14 protein-coding genes and 1 tRNA gene are annotated in these 17,233 nt (G+C 68.1%); 7 read left to right on the forward strand and 8 right to left on the reverse strand.

The genetic code is table 11. The annotated features are described in order from the left end of the window. Positions 1 to 136 precede the first annotated feature (136 nt). Both K7G82_RS07655 and K7G82_RS07660 read right to left on the reverse strand, forming a co-directional pair. Positions 137 to 643 (reverse strand): SCO family protein, encoded by a 507-nt coding sequence (locus tag K7G82_RS07655; RefSeq protein WP_222989263.1) that lies wholly within the window; start codon positions 641 to 643, stop codon positions 137 to 139. Continuing rightward, a complete protein-coding gene (locus K7G82_RS07660) occupies positions 640 to 1,299 on the reverse strand; it encodes a TetR/AcrR family transcriptional regulator (protein WP_222989264.1) in 660 nt (219 codons plus the stop codon). Before K7G82_RS07660 ends, K7G82_RS07655 begins: the two co-directional genes overlap by 4 nt. A 194-nt stretch (positions 1,300 to 1,493) precedes the next feature. On the opposite strand from K7G82_RS07660, the gene K7G82_RS07665 reads away from it, so the two are divergent. Genes K7G82_RS07665 through K7G82_RS07695 form a run of 7 tightly spaced genes read left to right on the forward strand, consistent with a single transcriptional unit; the run spans position 1,494 to position 11,365 of the window. Beyond that, on the forward strand, positions 1,494 to 2,588 hold the full coding sequence (locus tag K7G82_RS07665; protein ID WP_222989265.1) for an NAD(P)-dependent alcohol dehydrogenase: 1,095 nt from the start codon (positions 1,494 to 1,496) through the stop codon (positions 2,586 to 2,588). A 15-nt stretch (positions 2,589 to 2,603) separates the two neighbouring features. After that, positions 2,604 to 4,118 carry an AMP-binding protein gene (locus K7G82_RS07670; RefSeq protein ID WP_222989266.1) on the forward strand — a complete coding sequence of 505 codons (1,515 nt, stop codon included), beginning with the start codon at positions 2,604 to 2,606 and terminating at the stop codon, positions 4,116 to 4,118. Then, on the forward strand, positions 4,115 to 5,548 hold the full coding sequence (locus tag K7G82_RS07675; protein ID WP_222989267.1) for an aldehyde dehydrogenase family protein: 1,434 nt from the start codon (positions 4,115 to 4,117) through the stop codon (positions 5,546 to 5,548). Before K7G82_RS07670 ends, K7G82_RS07675 begins: the two co-directional genes overlap by 4 nt. 2 nt (positions 5,549 to 5,550) lie before the next feature. After that, the gene (locus K7G82_RS07680) at positions 5,551 to 6,066 is read left to right on the forward strand and encodes a TlpA family protein disulfide reductase (RefSeq protein ID WP_222989268.1); all 516 of its coding nucleotides are present in this window, start codon (positions 5,551 to 5,553) and stop codon (positions 6,064 to 6,066) included. Further along, positions 6,063 to 7,679 carry a linalool dehydratase/isomerase domain-containing protein gene (locus K7G82_RS07685; RefSeq protein ID WP_222989269.1) on the forward strand — a complete coding sequence of 539 codons (1,617 nt, stop codon included), beginning with the start codon at positions 6,063 to 6,065 and terminating at the stop codon, positions 7,677 to 7,679. Before K7G82_RS07680 ends, K7G82_RS07685 begins: the two co-directional genes overlap by 4 nt. 60 nt (positions 7,680 to 7,739) lie before the next feature. Beyond that, the gene (locus tag K7G82_RS07690; RefSeq protein ID WP_222989270.1) at positions 7,740 to 10,790 is read left to right on the forward strand and encodes a TonB-dependent receptor domain-containing protein; all 3,051 of its coding nucleotides are present in this window, start codon (positions 7,740 to 7,742) and stop codon (positions 10,788 to 10,790) included. Further along, positions 10,790 to 11,365 (forward strand): SCO family protein, encoded by a 576-nt coding sequence (locus K7G82_RS07695; RefSeq protein ID WP_222989271.1) that lies wholly within the window; start codon positions 10,790 to 10,792, stop codon positions 11,363 to 11,365. The genes K7G82_RS07690 and K7G82_RS07695 overlap by 1 nt, the downstream gene beginning before the upstream one ends. Positions 11,366 to 11,372: 7 nt before the next feature. On the opposite strand, the gene K7G82_RS07700 is transcribed toward K7G82_RS07695, so the two are convergent. The 6 genes from K7G82_RS07700 to K7G82_RS07725 form a co-directional block, all read right to left on the reverse strand. Continuing rightward, entirely contained in the window at positions 11,373 to 12,932 is a 1,560-nt protein-coding gene (locus K7G82_RS07700; RefSeq protein WP_222989272.1) for a linalool dehydratase/isomerase domain-containing protein, read from the reverse strand. A gap of 195 nt (positions 12,933 to 13,127) precedes the next feature. Further along, a tRNA-Thr gene (locus tag K7G82_RS07705) sits at positions 13,128 to 13,203 on the reverse strand. A 17-nt stretch (positions 13,204 to 13,220) separates the two neighbouring features. After that, complete coding sequence (locus K7G82_RS07710; protein ID WP_222989273.1) at positions 13,221 to 14,144, reverse strand: hypothetical protein; 924 nt, start codon at positions 14,142 to 14,144, stop codon at positions 13,221 to 13,223. Continuing rightward, positions 14,141 to 14,482, reverse strand: a complete 342-nt coding sequence (locus K7G82_RS07715) for an MmcQ/YjbR family DNA-binding protein (RefSeq protein ID WP_222989274.1) — start codon at positions 14,480 to 14,482, stop codon at positions 14,141 to 14,143. Before K7G82_RS07715 ends, K7G82_RS07710 begins: the two co-directional genes overlap by 4 nt. After that, complete coding sequence (locus tag K7G82_RS07720; RefSeq protein WP_222989275.1) at positions 14,479 to 15,876, reverse strand: serine hydrolase domain-containing protein; 1,398 nt, start codon at positions 15,874 to 15,876, stop codon at positions 14,479 to 14,481. Before K7G82_RS07720 ends, K7G82_RS07715 begins: the two co-directional genes overlap by 4 nt. Continuing rightward, positions 15,857 to 17,167, reverse strand: coding sequence for a replication-associated recombination protein A (locus tag K7G82_RS07725; RefSeq protein WP_222989276.1), 1,311 nt, complete (start codon positions 17,165 to 17,167; stop codon positions 15,857 to 15,859). Before K7G82_RS07725 ends, K7G82_RS07720 begins: the two co-directional genes overlap by 20 nt. Positions 17,168 to 17,233: the final 66 nt, after the last annotated feature.

Consider the following 17,233-nt stretch of genomic DNA (forward strand, 5'->3'; position numbering starts at 1 on the left):
GGGTCTCCTCCGATGCGGCGATTACAGGCTATCAGCCGATATGCGCGGGCGCATCATCAACAAGATCCGATTTGGAAGGAATGGCGCGCGATGCCGGGCAACGGGCGCCATCGGACGGCGTCCCGGGGCAGCAGCTTCAGCCGGCTCGCGGGGCCGAATGGTCCGCGATCGTCCGGGCGATGTCCCGCGCGGTGCGGATGTCCGGGAAATGCGCCGCGATCCGCCCCTCCGCGTCGAGCAGATAGATGAACGCGGTGTGCGGCATCGCATAGCCGTCCGGATCGGCATCATCGGCCACGCGGCGTGAGAAGACGCGGAACGCGGCCTTCGCCCGATCCACCTGCGCCTGCGTTCCGGTCAGTCCGGTGACGCCGGGATGGCGGTCGGCCAGATACGCCTTCATCGCCCCGGGCGTGTCGCGCGCGGGATCGACCGAAATATAGACGACGCGGATCGTCCGTCCGGCATCGGCGAGCAGCGCGCGGATCTCCGCGATCTTGGCGAGCGAGCGCGGGCAGACGACGCGGCAGTTGAGGAAGCCGAAATAGACGAGCGCCGGCGATCCCGTCAGCGCTTCATGCGTGAAGCGCCGGCCATCCTGGTCGATCAGGTCCAGCGCGACGCGTTCGCCCGGCTCGGTCATGCCACGGCGACGCGGATATCGTCATCGGCCTGTGGCAGCGGCCGGTTCACCACGGCGCCGGCTTCGTCCTGGCTCAGCCCGAGCGCGCACAGCGTCATCCGGCACATCGCCTGATCATAGGCGGCGGTGCGGCCGCCCGCCAGCCGCATGCGCAGCGCCTTGCGCACGATGCCCACCACCAGATCGCGCGCGCTTTCGAGATCGTCGAAGACGAAACGTCCCTGCGCGATCCCGTCGCGCAGCTCGGGCGACGGAAAGGCGCGAAGATCCTCGTTCACTTCCTGATCGTCGCTCGACAGCGAATAGATCAGCCATCCCCAGATCTCGTCGCGGCCGGCGCGTTCGAGCACCATGCGCGCCACCGCGACCATGCGCTCCGCCGGGTCCGCGATCGGCGCGCACAGCCGCTCGATCTCAAGAAAGGGATCCTTGCCGAGATGCGACCAGACCGCCTCGACCAGATCCTCGCGCGTCGGGAAATAATTGTAGAAGGTGCCGCGCGCCAGCCCGGCCGCGCGGATGAAATCGTCGATCGTCGCATGCTCGTCACCGCGCCGCGCGATCACGCGCGCGGCGGCGACGATCAGCTTGTGGCGGGTCTTTTCGCGGCGCTCGCGCCCGATCTCCGCGCGGCGTTGCGCATTCACTTCCGGCATGTCGGAGACCTGTTCCCATCCCGCTTCGCTGTCAAGCAACCCTGTCAGGATGACGCAGGAATGTCAAAATGACAAAAAGAATCCATATTGACGAAATCGAATCATCATGAGAGATCGTCGGTCAGGCGCCGGGAACGCGGCGCGGGCGACGGGCCGTCCCGGTGCGGGCGGCGGCAGGTGAGGGTGAAGCGCAGATGAAGGCCGCGGTCGTACGCGAAAAATCAGGGCCGTTCGTGATCGAGGACGTGACGCTCGATGCGCCGCGCGCGGGCGAGGTGCTTGTCCGCATCGCCGGCGTCGGCATGTGCCACACCGATCTCGTGGTGCGCGACCAGTATTTCCCGACCCCGCTGCCGGCGGTGCTCGGCCATGAAGGCTCGGGCATCGTCGAAGCGGTGGGCGACGGCGTCACCAAGGTGGCGGTGGGCGACCATGTCGTGCTGAGCTATGCGAGCTGCGGGCAGTGCGCCAACTGCCTTCAGGGCCTCAACGGCTATTGCCCCGATCTCTACGGGCGCAATTTCTCGGGCGCGCGGCCCGATGGATCCTCGCCCTGTTGCGACGCGCACGGCGCGCGGCTGAGCGGCTATTTCTTCGCGCAATCCTCGTTCGGCGAGTTCGCGCTGGCGACCGAGCGCAACGTCGTGCCGATCGATCGCGACGTTCCGCTGGAGATCATGGGGCCGCTGGGCTGCGGCATTCAGACCGGGGCTGGCGCGGTGATCAACGCGCTGAAGCCGGGCGCGGGATCGAGCATCGCGATCTTCGGCGCCGGTTCCGTGGGGCTCGCGGCGGTGATGGCCGCCAGGGTCGCGGGCTGCGCGACGATCATCGCGGTCGACCTGAACGACGCGCGGCTCGAACTGGCGCGCGAACTGGGCGCGACCCATGTCGTGAACGCGGCCGGTGACGCGGTGGAGGCGATCCGCGCGATCACCGGCGAGGGTGTTCAATATTCACTCGAATGCACGGGCCTGCCCGCCGTGGTGCGGCAGGCGGTCGACTGCCTTCGTCTGACCGGCGTGTGCGGGATCATCGGCGTCGCGCCGCTGGGGACGGAGATCGCGCTCGACATGAACGGCCTGCTCTTCGGGCGGACGGTTCGTGGCATCATCGAGGGCGACAGCATTCCCGACATCTTCATTCCCCAGCTCGTCGCGCTGTGGCGGCAGGGGCGTTTCCCGTTCGACCGGCTCATCACCTTCTATCCGCTCTCGGAGATCGAGGCGGCCGCCCATGCATCCGAGCGCGGCGAGGTGCTGAAGGCCGTGCTGCGGCCCGGGCGCTGAGGTGAGGAGGGTGTGATGCTCGACGGGCGGATCAGCGATCTTGCGGCGGGCGCGGCGAAGCGCTTCGGCGACATGCCCGCCTTTCAGTTGCTGGGCGAGGATGCGGTGCTGGGCTTCGCCGAGATCGACCGCAGGGCGGCCCGGTTCGCGGGCGGCCTCGCGGCGGCGGGCGTCGGGCGGGGGGATCGCGTGGTCCTCCACCTGCCCAATGGCTGGCGATGGATCGTCGCCTATCACGCGATCGCCCGGCTGGGCGCGGTCGTGGTGCCGGCGAACATCCTGCTGACGCCGGCCGAGGTCGGCTTTCTCGCGACCGATTCCGTGGCGGCGGCGGTGATCCTGCCGGCGGACCGCCAGGCCCCGATCGCGAGCGCGCTGGCGGGATCGACGCCCCGCATCGTCGCCACGGGTGGAGCGGATTGCGATTTCGCGCGGATGCTGGAGGGCGCGCCGCTCGCGCCGGTCGCGGTCTCTCCCGACGATCTGTTCACCATCGGCTACACATCCGGCACGACCGGCCGGCCCAAGGGGGCGATGCTGACGCACCGCAACGTCTTCGCCAGCACTGCGCTCACTGCCACCATCCATGTCCGCGCGCGCGGGGAGACGGTGCTGACCGCGCTGCCCTTTCCGCATGTCTACGGCAATGTCGTGATGAACGCGGCCTTCCTGGCCGGCATGCGCATCCTCGCCATGCCGCGTTTCGACGCCGGCCTCGCGCTGGCCGCGATCAGCGCCGAGCGGCCGACAGTGTTCGAGGGCGTGCCGACCATGTTCTATCAGATGCTCGCGCATCCCGATCTGGCGGCCGCCGATTTCTCGTCGCTCAGCCGCTGCACGGTCGGCGGGCAGACCATGCCGACCGCCAAGCTCGACGAGGTGGTCGCGCGGTTCGGATGCCCGATCTGCGAATTGTGGGGCATGACCGAGGTGGCCGGCCCCGCGATCTCGCATTCGCCCTATTGGCCGGCGCGGCACGGATCGATCGGCCTGGCTTTTCCCGGCGTCGAGACGCGCGTGGCCGACCTGTCGGATCGCGGGCGCGACGCAGCGGCGGACGAGGCGGGCGAATTGTGCGTGCGCGGCCCGCTGGTGACGCGCGGCTATTGGCGCAACGACGCGGCGACCGCCGAGGCGATCGACGGCGATGGCTGGCTGGCGACGGGGGACATCGCGGTGCGCGATGCCGACGGTTATCTGCGCATCGTCGATCGCCGCAAGGACCTGATCATCACCGGCGGCTACAATATCTACCCCGCCGAACTCGAACAGGTGATCGCCGCACACCCCTCGGTCGCGATGGTCGCGGTCGCGGCGGTCGCCGATGCGGAGAAGGGCGAGCTGGCCAAGGCCTTCGTCGTGCTGCGGCCGGACCATGCGGCGGATGCGGCCGCGCTCGACCGCCACTGCCGCGCGCATCTCGCGCCCTACAAGGTCCCGCGGCTTTTCGCGTTCGTCGACGATCTGCCGAAGACGAGCACCGGCAAGATCCTGCGCCGCGCCCTGCAACCCGAAAGGATGAGCCAATGATCGATTTCCACGCCGACTACCGCATGACGATCGACGGCGCCGACGCGCCCGGCGAGGGCAGTTTCGAAGCGTTCAATCCGGCGACGGAGGAGGTGATCGCACAGGTGCCGCAGGCCGGCCGCGCGCAGCTCGACGCCGCCGTCGCCGCCGCGCGCCGCGCGTTCCCCGCATGGTCCGCGCTGCCCGTCGCGGAGCGCCAGGCGGCGGTGTCGCGCATCGGCGACGCGATCGAGGCGCATGCCGAGGATTTCATGCGGCTGCTCACCCGCGAACAGGGCAAGGCGCGCGCGGGCGCCGAGTGGGAGATCGGCGGATCGGTGATCTGGTGCCGCGAGATCGCCAAGCAGGACCTGCCCGTCCATGTCGCGGAGGACAGCGGCGACCGCCGCGTCGAAACGCGGCGCGTGCCGCTGGGCGTGGTCGGCGCGATTACCCCCTGGAACTTCCCCGTGCTGCTGGCGATCTGGAAGATCGCGCCCGCGCTGGTCGCGGGCAACACCGTGGTGGTGAAGCCCTCGCCCTTCACGCCGCTGTGCACGCTGAAGCTGGGCGAGCTGCTGCGCGGGGTGCTGCCGCCCGGCGTGGTCAACGTCATTTCGGGCGGCAACGATCTCGGTGCGTGGCTGACCGGCCATCCCGACGTGCGCAAGATCAGCTTCACCGGATCGACTGCGACCGGGCGCAAGGTGATGGAATCCGCGTCGGGCAATCTGAAGCGCATCACGCTGGAGCTTGGCGGCAACGATCCCGCGATCGTGCTGCCCGATGTGGATGTGGAAGCGACGGCGCGCGAACTCTTCTGGGCGTCGTTCCAGAACAGCGCGCAGTTCTGCGTCGCCGCCAAGCGCGTCTATGTCCATGACAGCATCTACGACCGGTTCGCGGGCGCGCTCGTCGATTATGCGGCGACGGTGAAGGTGGGCGACGGGGCGGAGCAGGGCACCGACCTTGGCCCGATCCAGAACCGCATGCAGTTCGAGAAGCTGAAGGATCTGCTGGCCGACGCCAATGCCCAGGGGCTGCGTTTCCTGGCGGGCGGCGCGGTTTCGGAAGGGCCGGGCTTCTTCGTGCCGATCGCGATCGTCGACAACCCGCCCGAGGATTCGCGCGTCGTGCGCGAGGAGGCGTTCGGCCCGGTGCTGCCGCTGCTGCGCTACAGCGACCTGGACGATGTGATCGCGCGGGCGAACGACACCGATTACGGGCTGGCCGCCTCGGTCTGGTCGCGCGACATCGATGCCGCGCAGGGAATCGCGCGGCGGATCGAGGCGGGCACCGTCTGGATCAACGAGATCCACAGCTTCTCCCCCCATGTCGCCTTTGGCGGCCATAAACAGTCGGGCATCGGCATCGAGAACGCGCTGGACGGGCTTGCCGAATATACCAATGCCCAGACCATCGTGACCAATCGTGGAGCCACCCCGGCGTGAGAATGGCCGCCCCCCTGGCGGCCATGCTGGCAATGGCATTCGTGCTGCTGCCCGGGCCGGCGCGGGCGCAGGCGGCGCTGCCGTCGCTGCGGCTGGAGACCGGCGCCGGCCAGCCGCTCGACCTTGCCGGTTTCAGGGGCAAGGTGCTGCTGGTCGATATCTGGGCAAGCTGGTGCGCGCCGTGCCTGCCGGGGCTGCGCGACATCGAGCGGCTGGCGGAACGGTTCCGCTCGCCGGGGTTCGCGGTGGTGCCGATCTCGGTCGATCGCGGCGGGCCGGTCGCGGCGGTGCGCGGCTATGCCAGGGCCGGGGTCAGCGGTCTGCCCCTCTATGTCGCGGCGCCCAACGCGGCGACCGCGGCGCTCGGCATGCGGGCGCTGCCCACCACGATCCTGTTCGACGCCCGTGGCCGCGAATATGCGCGCTTCGACGGGCCGTCCGCGTCGCGCGAGGCCGACATCGCCCGCGCGCTCGCCACGCTGATGAAATCCAGTTCCAAGCAAAGGAAACCGCGATGATGCGCCGCCTTGCCAAGTCCCTTGCCGCCGCCCTGCTCGCGAGCGCCGCCTTCAGCGGCGCGATCGCCGCGCCGCCCGTCGATCCCGCCAGCTATCCCCGGCTCGACGACAAGCAGATGGGCCATATCCGCGCGATCGTGACGCTTGCCGAACAGCCGGACAGCGACTGGTCCGGCATGGGATCGTCCGAGCCGGGGCAGGGCGGCTTCGACGCCTATCGCTATCAGCTCGCGATGATGAGCTACACCTTGTCGCTGGCGCATCACCGCTTCACGCCCGCCTATCGCGACCTTTATCGCGAGACCGACGCGCGGCTGATCCACAAGATGCTGCTGTTCGACGTCTGGGGATTCTGGGAGCTGACGAGCCGTGGGTCCAAGGCGTTCGACCCCAGCCTGACCGTGCTGGGCGATGGCTGGATCGATCCGGTCAAGGATCAGAACATCATGTACAGCGGCCACCTGTTCCAGATGGTGACCACGCACGAGATGCTCTACGGCGACGCGCGCTACAGCAAGCCCGACGCCGTCACCTTCGTCTATGATCCGTTCGGGCGCGGGCTTGGCCGGCAGGATTTCAAATACGACACGCACAAGCTGGCGCAGGTGCTGGCCAGCCAGTTCGAGGACAATGGCTGGAAGGGGATCGAGTGCGAGCCCAACGCCATCTTCCCCGAATGCAACCAGCATCCGCTGCTCGGCTTCGCGCTCTACGACCGCGCCAACGGCACCGATTATTTCAGGCGCATCTCCAAGGCGTTCAAGGAACAGTTCGACGCGCTCGACTATCTCGATCCCAAGACGTCGTCCTTCATGATGATGTACCTGATCAAGCAGGACAAGGTGATCCAGCGGCCGACGGCCTGGGCGGACGGATGGTCCGGATCCTTCATGCACGCCTGGTACAAGCCCGAGGTGGAGCAGGCCTATCCGACGCAGCGGACGAACCTGCTGGTCGACCTGGCCGACGGGACGACGACGACGCGATCGGAAGGCGAGAACCGCAGCTACAGCCACGATCACGGCTTCTTCGCGCTGCTGGCGGGCGAGGTGGGCGATACCGCGACGCGCGATCGCATGCTGGCCTATGCCGATCGCTACTGGTCTCCGCGCTGGGTGGACGGCGCGCTTTTCTATCCGCGCCAGGATCTGTTCCGCCGCGCCGATGACGGCGCGAACGTCTGGCGCCGCGTCCAGCCGCTCACCGGCAACGGCCTGATCGGCCTCGCCCGGATGAACGGCAAGGACGGGCTCTACAATCTGTTCAACCGGCCCTTCGACGCCGCGCATTTCGAACAGCCCTATCTGACCGGCATCGCCTATCCCGACGCGCTGGTCGAGCGCGCGGTGTATGACGAGAAGGCGAAGGCGCTGGTCGCCACGCTGAAGCCCGGTCGCGACGGCGGTGCGCCGATCCGGTGGAGCGTCGCGAAGCTCGATCCGCGCAAGACCTATGGCGTGTGGATGGACGGCCGCCCGATCGCGACGATCGCGCCGGGCAAGGCCGTGGCCGCGCCCGGATCGTCGGTCTCGGTCAGCGTGGCGGACGGCATCGCCACCTTCGCGCAGCCGCTGCCGCGCGAGGCCAGCTTCGTCATCGCCGAGGACAAGTGAGGATCCATTAGTCGGGCGGGGCGCCCGCACCTTCAAGCAAAGCAAACAGGGAGAGGAAATATGAAGACGATCTTTGGCCGGCGGGCGCTGCTCGCCGGGGTGTCGGCGGCTGTCCTTTTGACGGGCATGGCGACGCGGGCAAATGCGCAGGACGTGGCGGGCGAAGCGCTGCCCGGCGGCCAGGATGCGGCGGAGGCCGCGCCGCAGGATATTGTGGTGACGGGATCGCGCATCTCGCGCCCCGATTATTCCTCGGCCAGCCCGATCGTGTCGGTGCGCGGCGACGCGCTCGCCAAGACCGGCGGCTCCACGCTGGATTCGGTGCTCGGCCAGCTTCCGCAATTCACGCCGTCGCGCGGCGCCACCTCGGGCGGCGCGACGCAGGGTGGTGCGGGCCAGGGGCAGGTGACCGCTAATATCCGTGGCCTCGGGCCGCAGCGCACGCTGGTTCTGCTCGACGGCCGCCGGCTCGCGCCCTCCAATCCCGACGGCACGATCGACCTGTCGACCGTGCCGGAAACGCTGATCGGCAGCATCGAGGTGATCACCGGCGGCGCATCCGCCACCTATGGATCGGACGCGGTCTCGGGCGTGCTCAACTTCAAGCTGCGCCGCGATCTGGAGGGGCTTCAGCTCGACGCCAAGACGGGCATCACCGAGATGGGCGATGCCGGCACGCGCGACATCACCGCGTCATGGGGCGCGAAATTCGCGGAGGATCGCGGACGCGTGCTGTTCAGCCTGGGCTTTCACGACCGCGACCTCGTCCGTGCGGTCAGCCGCGACTTCTTTCGCCAGTCCAACGGCAATTTCATTCCGCCGACGACCTATTACGCCAATGACGCGGGCAATCCGTACAATCTTGCCGCGCTGGCGGGGCGCTTCGCGTCCTATGGCACGCCGCTGGCGAACCCGGCGCAGATCGGCACGGTTTCCGGTCTGCTCGGCCTCAACGAGGATGGCTCGCTCTACAGTATCTTTAATCTCGGGCTGCTCGGCTCTTCTTATGGCTTCGCCAATTACCGCGGGGCGATCACGCCCGATACCGCGTTCGACCGCTCGGGCCTGCTCAACGTCAACTATTCGCAGAGCCGCACGCTGCAATCGGAACTGAAGCGCTACAATGCCTTCGGGCGGGTCGAATACGACCTGTCGAGCAACATCACCGCCTATGCGCAGATCCTCTATGCGGAGAACAATGTCCGCTCGGGGCTCGATCCGGTGTTCACCGGCCAGACCTTCGGCGTGTTCGTGCCGTTCGCGACCGCCGCCGAAAAGGCGCGCGTCCAGGCGGCGGCGCCCGATCTCTACGCGTTGATGATCACCCGGCCCAATCCGGATCAGGCGTTCAGCATCTACAAGGGCTTCACCGACCAGACGATCGGCAGGCGCGAAGGGCGCACCGATTATGTCGTGCGCCAGTTCCTGGCCGGATTGCAGGGCAAGATCCCCGGCACGGACATGACGTGGGAATTCTACGGATCGAGCAGCAAGACACGCGCCACCGATCAGGTGGAGGGCGCCAGCCTGAGCGCCATCCAGTCGCTGCTGGCCAATCCGGCGCAGTGCAGCGGATATAATATCTTCAGCGGTTCGACCCAGCCGCAGGATTGCCTGGATTTCATCCGCCGCACGGCGACGAACCATACCAGCATCAAGCAGGATATCGTCGAGGGGACGGTGCAGGGCGGTCTGTTCGAGCTGCCGGCGGGCACGCTGCGCTTCGCGCTGGGCGGCGACTATCGCCGCAACAGCTATGATTACCGTCCCGACGCGCTGTTCCAGCGCAGCCAGACCACATCGCCGCAGGGCCCGCGCAATCCGCCGACCTCGGATTTCGTCGGCAATCTCGGTTCTCCGCCGGCGTCGGGTTCGACCGACGTCACCGAAATCTATGGCGAGCTGCTCGTGCCGCTGCTCAAGGACACGCCCTTTATCGAGGAGCTGAACCTGGGCCTTGGCGCGCGCTACTCGAAATACGACACGGTCGGCAGCGTCTGGACCTACAAGGCCGATCTCGACTGGCGGATCGGCGCGGGGTTCCGCCTGCGCGGCGGCTATAACCGCGCGGTGCGGGCGCCCAGCGTCGGCGAGCTGTTCAAGGCGGAATCGGGCGGCTTCACCGGCATCGGCGATCCGCGCAACGGGCAGGGCGATCCCTGCTCGCTCAGCGGCCGTTACCGCACCGGCGCGGATGCGACGCGGGTTCGCGCGCTCTGCATCGCCACGGGCATGCCGCTCGCCGCGGTCGACACCTATAATTACAACTATCCCGTCGCCGTCTCGCGCAGCCTGCCCAATCCGGACCTGAAGGAGGAGACGGCGGACACATTCTCGGTGGGCGCGGTCTGGGCGTCGCGCGCCTCCAGCCCGCTGCTGTCGCGGCTGTCGCTGTCGGTCGATTATTACAGCATCCGGATCAAGGATGCGGTGGGCACGGTTCCGGGCAATATCTCGCTCGCCAAATGCTTCAACGCGGGCGGCGACAATCCGAATTTCGAGGCGAGCAATTTCTATTGCCAGCTCATCCTGCGCGATCCGGGCACCGGTGTTCCCGTGCAGATCAGCATCCCGACGCTGAACCTCGCCACCTACAAGACCTCGGGCGTCGACGTGCAGCTCGACTGGGGCGTGGATCTCGACGCGATCGGGCTGGGCGCGAATGCCGGAAGCGTGCGGGTCAACGCCGTCGTCAACTATCTCGATTCCTTCAAGATCCAGTCGCTGCCCGGCGCCGCGACGCTGGACTATGCCGGCACGATCGGCGACGCTCAGATCGATCCCTTCGGCATCTCCAAACCCGAATGGAAGGGGACGCTGACCGTGCAATATGCCAATGGCCCGTTCGATCTGTCGGTGCGCTGGCGCTATATCGACGGCATGCGCGATGCCTCTCGACTGACCGGAAGCACCGCGCCCGGCGTCAAGGCGGTCGATTATACCGACCTCAATATCGGCTGGAAGATCGGCGACGATTACCGGCTGTCGCTGGGTGTCGACAATCTGTTCGATCGCGGCATCCCGACCTGGACCGGGTTCGGCACCACCGATCCGGTCACCTATGACGTGCTCGGCCGCCGCTTCTACGCGTCGGTGCGAGCGAACTTCTGATGGGTTGGGCCGGCCCCTTCAGGCTGCTCGCCGCGCTCGGCATCATGCTGGGCGTGGCGGCGGCCGCGCCGCCAGCGACGCCCGCGGCGACGAACGAGGTCGGCCACCCCTATCGCCTGATGTCGACACGGGGCGGGGCCGTCACCGATCGCACCTATCTGGGCAAGGTGCAGGTCGTGGTGTTCGGCTTCGCCTATTGTCCCGATATCTGCCCGACGACGCTCGCCGCGCTCGATCGCGGGCTGGCGCAGATGGGGCCGAGCCGCCGCGACGTGCGCATCCTGTTCATCAGCGTCGATCGCGAGCGCGACACCATGGCGCTGCTCAAGCGCTACGTCTCCGCCTTCGCGCCCGAGACGGTCGGGCTGACCGGCAGCAAGGCGGAGATCGACGCCGCGGTGAAGGCGTTCCGCGCACGCTATGCGATCGAGCGCCGCGGCGACGACTATCTCGTCTCGCACACCGGGCTGGTCTATCTGATCGACCGGCAGGGGCGGGTGTCGAAGATGCTGCCGCCGGTCACCCGGCCGGAACGTTATGCGGCCGAACTCAAGCGACTGGTCGAGGCGAAATAGATCGGCATCAATGCCAGCGGATCTGAAGGTCCGTTTCGGCGCGCAGGTCCAGCGCGACGCGGATGTCCGTTCCGCCGGCCTCGACACGTACCCGCCCGTCGCGTGACGGCGCGATATCCTCGCCGTCGATACGCAGCGTCCAGCCGCTTGCGCCGGCGGGCAGGCGGCCGATGCTGAACGATGCCGTGCCCACGCGCCCCTCGACCGGCGAGACCGTCCAGCGCAGGGCCCGGTCGGCCGCATCGTACCAGGCGCTCGCGAAATCCACGGCGCCGTCGATGTCCAGGATCGCCGGCGTCGCCTTGCGATCGGGCGTCCAGGCGCCTTCGTAAAGCGATCGCAGCCCGTCGGTGACGTTGAGCCGCGCATAGCCGAGCAGCACATTGCCGGTATGCGGATCCATTCCGCTCAGCAGCCCGTCCGCGTCATGGACGGTGTCGTGCCGGCGATGGAACAGCCCTCCGCGTTCCCATGTGCGGTGGAGGCGCGAATCGGCATAGGCGAGCAATCGATCGCGCGTTTCGAGATCGCCGAGTTCGGACGCGCAGACCGCCGCCCAGCCGAAATCATAGGAGCAGGTGAGCCCGGCATCCGTGAACGCGCCCGGCGCCTGATCGACCCAGGCCGTGCCGCCCGGCCCGTCGAGAACCCAGCGCGCCTTCTGGGCCGGATAGTTGGCGCGGACGATCTCCGGGTTCCAGGCGTTCATCAGCGCGCCCGCCCAGAAGTCGGACCAGGGCGCGACGTCGGGGATCAGCGTCCGTTCCTTTTCGAGCGCCATGACGCTGAAATGGCCGGCGCTGTCGACCAGCCCGAAATCTGCCCAGGCGCGGCGATATCCCTCGGTCACTTCGTCGGCCAGGTTGCCGCCATGGACCAGGTCGTGCAGGCGAAAGCCGTGGATCGGCACCTGGTTGCAGATCTGGAAGATGCAATTGGGTTCGCAGGCGACGCCGAGATAGCCGTTCTGGACCATCTGCCAATAGATGTGCGCGTTGAGCGAGCGTTCGTCATAGACGAAGCTCTTGGGGCCGTCGCTCCAGAACAGGGGGCGCAGCGTCAGGGTGAGCGCGCCCGGCGCGGCGAAGCGCGCATCGTCGAACAGATGATGATGGAGCAGCGCCGCGACCTGAAGATAGGCGCTGTACATGATGTTGTCCTTGACGATCGGATTCCATTCCGGGGTCAGGACGCCCAGGCTGCGATTGTTGGCGCTGTTGCCGCTGCTCACATAATGCCAGTAGGTCCAGACGTCGGGAGAGCGCAGCTTCTCGACAAGGGCCGCCATCGGCGCGCGGAACAGGCCGGGCGCCGCGGGCAGGCGATGGACATGGGTGATCGCCAGCGCATAGGCCATATAGGCGAGCTGGAAACGCAGCGCGCCGAAATCCTCCTGCAGCGAGGTGCGCGGCATCATGCCCGACCAGTCGTCCGGCAATTGTTCCGACAGGTTGATCATCCGCCGCAGCGCGCCGCGCTGATCGGGGTCGAGACAGGCGTGGTTGGGCGCCTTGACCGTACCCGGGGAAGACGAGGCCAGGATCGTCGAGATGGCGTGTTCTCGCAATGGATTGTGGTGACGGTCGAAATTTGTCGAAATGTACAGAAAATGTCAACTTGCGAAGGCGCCGGATCGGCGAGAGGGCATCCGATCGCGCGGCGCGGTCATCCATGGATGGCGCATTGCCGGATCGGTGGGGCAGGGATGATCGCCGGCGGGGCGAACGGGATCCCGCATGGTCCGAAAGCGCGCGAACGGGGGTGGTGCCGGCTACAGGATTCGAACCCGTGGCCCCCTGATTACAAATCAGGTGCTCTACCAACTGAGCTAAGCCGGCGCTGATTCCCCCATGCGTCAGACGACGCCGAAGGTCCAGCCCTCGGTTTGCGCGAGGTGGCGATCGAGCGTGGCGGGGCGCCAGGGCGTGGGGGTGGGCGCGGCGCGGCGGAGCCAGGCGGCGGTCAGGATCGCGTCGCTGCCATGATCGTCGATCGGCCCTTCGCCGGGATGGGGGCGGCTGGCGATGGCGGGGGCGGCGAGCGCGGCGTTGAGCGCCTCCACCGTCCGCATCTTGGTGCGCCCGCGCGCGCGGCCCGCCGCGATCGCCGCCAGGCTGGTATAGATCTCGACGAGCAGCGATCCCGCGCCCGGATCGGGATCGAAGGGCCAGACGGGCACCGCGCCGCCCAGCCGGTGGAGCACGCGCATGCCCGTCAGGCTGGATTTGCCGACCTGCGCCGCGCCCACCAGATTGAGGTTGCTATAGGGATTGAGCCCCTGTTCGCGCTGCGCCTCCTCCGTCACGCGCAGCCGCCCGCGCCCGGCGCCGAACAGGTCTCCCGGCCGATTTCCATGGCGGCGGAAATGGCGCGCGGCCTGCGGATGATCGACGAAGCTGGTGGCGGAAAGATGCGCGTCGCCCGCGCAGATGCGATCGACCAGCGCCCACAGGCCGCGCGCGTCGGCGGGGCTTTCGTCCCATCCGGGAAAGAAGGCGCCGCGATCGGCGAAGGGCAGCGACGGGCCGAGATCGAGGCCGACCAGCGTGCCCGCCGGCATCTCGCCCGCGATCCAGTCCAGCACCTCGCCGCGCGACCAGACATGGCCGGGGCGGACGCGCCGGGGCGCGTCGTTCCCCACCTCGCAAAAGGCGATGGCGATGCCGGGCTGGCGCATGCCCACCGCGCCGGACCAGTCGATCGCGGCGAAGCCGGTGAACCGATCGGGGGCGGGCGGCGCCGGCGCGACGGCGGCCGCCTGATCCCCGGCGAAGCTCATGGCTTCCTGCGCGGCCGGGGTTTCGGCCGCGCGGCGTTCCAGCCATGCGCTTGCGTGATCATCGCGCGCACGCGTTCGGGATCGGCGCTGTCGTAGCGGACGAGGATGGCGGGCCAGCCCGCATAATGCGGCGTCTGCCAATAGGTGTCGGGATCGGTTTCCATGAGCATCTCGACGGTGTCGAGATCGATCATCAGGCAGAAGGACCCCGCCTCGCGCCCCGGCGCCACGAAGGCGCGGCCATTGGTCTTGACCGCGGGCTTGCCATAGCTCGTCGAAAGCTCCGTGCCGGGCAGCGACAGCGCGAACGCGACGACGCCGTCCCAGTCGAGGCTCATTTGAGCGTCGCCAATATCTCGGCGGTGAATGTGGCGACGTCGAAGGGGGCGCCCGCCGGATCCTCGCCGCGCCGCACCAGCACGACGTTGCGGCTGGGCACGATCACGACATATTGGCCGCGATTGCCGAAGGCGGCGAAACTGTCCGCCGGCACGCCGGGCGAGCGGTTGAGCAGCCAGAAGGTCGCGCCATAGCCGAACGGCCCCTCCGGCTGCGGGCCGGACGGGGTGGTGACGTATTTCACCCAGCCTTCGGGCAGCACGCGCTCGCCGTTCCACATGCCGCCGTTCAGATAGAGCAGGCCGAAACGCGCCAGATCGCGCGCGGTGGACCAGACCTGGCTGGACAGCACGAAATTGCCCTGAAAGTCGGTCTCCGCGATCGTGCGGGTCATGCCGATCCGGTCGAACAGCTCGGTTCGCGGAAACCGGCCATAGGCCGCGTCGTCGCCGATGCGCGCGCGCAACGCGCGGATCGCGAGCACGATATCGTTATTGGCGTAGCGGAAGCGCGTGCCCGGCATCGCCTCGACCGGCCAGGCCGTCACTTCCTGCGTCACGCTGGTGCCGCCGAAATAGAGCGCGTCGGTGCGGTTGCCCGCGGTTTCGCTGTGCAGCCCGCTCGCCATGCGCAGAAGCTGGTCGATCGAGATATTGCCGCGCGGATCGCCCGCGTCGCGCCATTCGGGGATCCCCCCCTTCTGCTCGGGCGCCAGCAGCCCCTTGCCCACGCCCAGGCCGACGATCGTGCCCGTCACGCTCTTGGCGACCGACCAAGTGCGCTGGGAGACATGGGGGCCGAAGCCGTCGCGATATTTCTCGAAGACGATCCGCCCGTTCTGGACGACGATCGCGCCGGTGGTGCGCGTGCCCTTGCCGAAGCCTTCGGCGAAGACGCGCTCCATCGCCGCGCCCAGCGCCTTCGCGTCGCCCGCGAGCCTGCCCGTCGCCTGCGCCTCTCCGGCGGGCCAGGGTTTCGCGTCGGCGGCGGTGCGCGTCGATGCCGGCGGCGCATCGTCCGGCAGGGTGGGCGTCGCGCCGATCGGGGTGATGGTGCAGCCGCGATCGACCGCCCAGGTGGCGGCGCGCGGCGGCATCGCCGGATCATAGGGAACGCTGACGATCGCCACCCGATCGTCGCGGTCCTTCACCACCTGCGCGGTCAGCGTCTGCAGGATCGCGTCATATTGCGGATAGGTGCCGGTCAGTTCCAGCGCCTCGGCCTGCGCCTGGGTGCGCCCGGCGTTGAACATGGCGCTGCACAGGGTGAGCGCCTTGTAGCCCGCCGCGATCGCGCGGTCGTAGCTTTTGGGCGGTTCCTGAAGCTGCGCGGCGGATGGGGCCGCCGCCGCCAGCGCCAGTATCGCCGCGAACCTAGCGCTGCTTCTTCTCACGCAATTCCCCCCAATAGGCCAGCCGCTCCGCGATCCGCTTTTCGAATCCGCGTTCGACGGGCGTGTAATAGGTTTCCGGCCGCATCTCCTCCGGCCAGTAATTGTCGCCGGAAAAACCCTCGTCGGTATCATGGTCATAGCCATAATCCTTGCCATAGCCGATCTGCTTCATCAGCTTGGTCGGGGCGTTCAGGATGTTCCTGGGCGGCATCAGCGATCCGGTCTCCTTCGCGCTGCGCCATGCCGCCTTCTGCGCCTTGTAGGCGGCGTTGGATTTGGGCGCGGTCGCGCAATAGAGACAGGCCTGGACGATCGCCAGCTCGCCCTCCGGCGAGCCCAGGAATTCGTAGGTGTCCTTCGCGGCCAGGCACTGGACCAGCGCCTGCGGATCGGCCAGCCCGATATCCTCGCTGGCGAAGCGCACGATCCGGCGCAGCACATAGAGCGGTTCCTCGCCCGCCGTCAGCATCCGCGCCAGATAATAGAGCGACGCCTGCGGATCCGATCCGCGCATCGCCTTGTGCAGCGCGGAGATGAGATTGTAGTGCCCCTCGCGATCCTTGTCGTACACCGCGACGCGGCGGTGGAGCAGCGCGGACAGGCCTGCCGGATCGAGCGGGGCGGGCAGCGTCACCGAAAACAGCGTCTCCGCCTGGTTGAGCAGGAAGCGCCCGTCGCCATCGGCGCTCGCGATCAGCGCGGCGCGCGCGTCGGGATCGAGCGGCAGCGGCCGCCCCTCCAGCGCCTCGGCGCGGGCGAGCAGGGTTTCCAGCGCGTTCGCGTCCAGCCGGTTGAGGATCAGCACCTGCGCGCGGCTGAGCAAGGCGGCGTTGAGCTCGAAACTGGGATTTTCGGTGGTGGCGCCCACCAGGGTGACGGTGCCGTCCTCCACATAGGGCAGGAAACCATCCTGCTGCGCGCGATTGAAGCGGTGGATCTCGTCGACGAACAACAGGGTGCGCTGGCCCAGCCGGGCATGGTCGCGCGCCTCGGCAAAGGCCTTTTTCAGGTCCGCCACGCCCGAGAACACCGCCGAGATCGAGAGGAAGCGCAGCCCCACCGCATCGGCGAGCAGCCGTGCGGTGGTGGTCTTGCCCGTGCCCGGCGGCCCCCAGAGGATCAGCGAGGAAAGCTTGCCCGCCGCCACCTGCCGCCCGATCGCGCCTTCCGGCCCGGTCAGATGGTCCTGGCCCACCACCTCGTCCAGCGTACGCGGGCGCAGGCGATCGGCCAGCGGCGCGTTGGCATCCAGCGGTTTCTCGGAATCGTCGGTCGCGAAAAGGTCGGCCATGGGGCGCCCTAGATAGGCAGCGCGGGCCGCGATGTCATTCCCGTGTGAGGGGGGCTTGTAAAAAGA

The sequence above is a fragment of the Sphingomonas colocasiae genome, from assembly GCF_019880585.1.
Taxonomy (GTDB): Bacteria; Pseudomonadota; Alphaproteobacteria; order Sphingomonadales; family Sphingomonadaceae; genus Sphingobium_A; species Sphingobium_A colocasiae.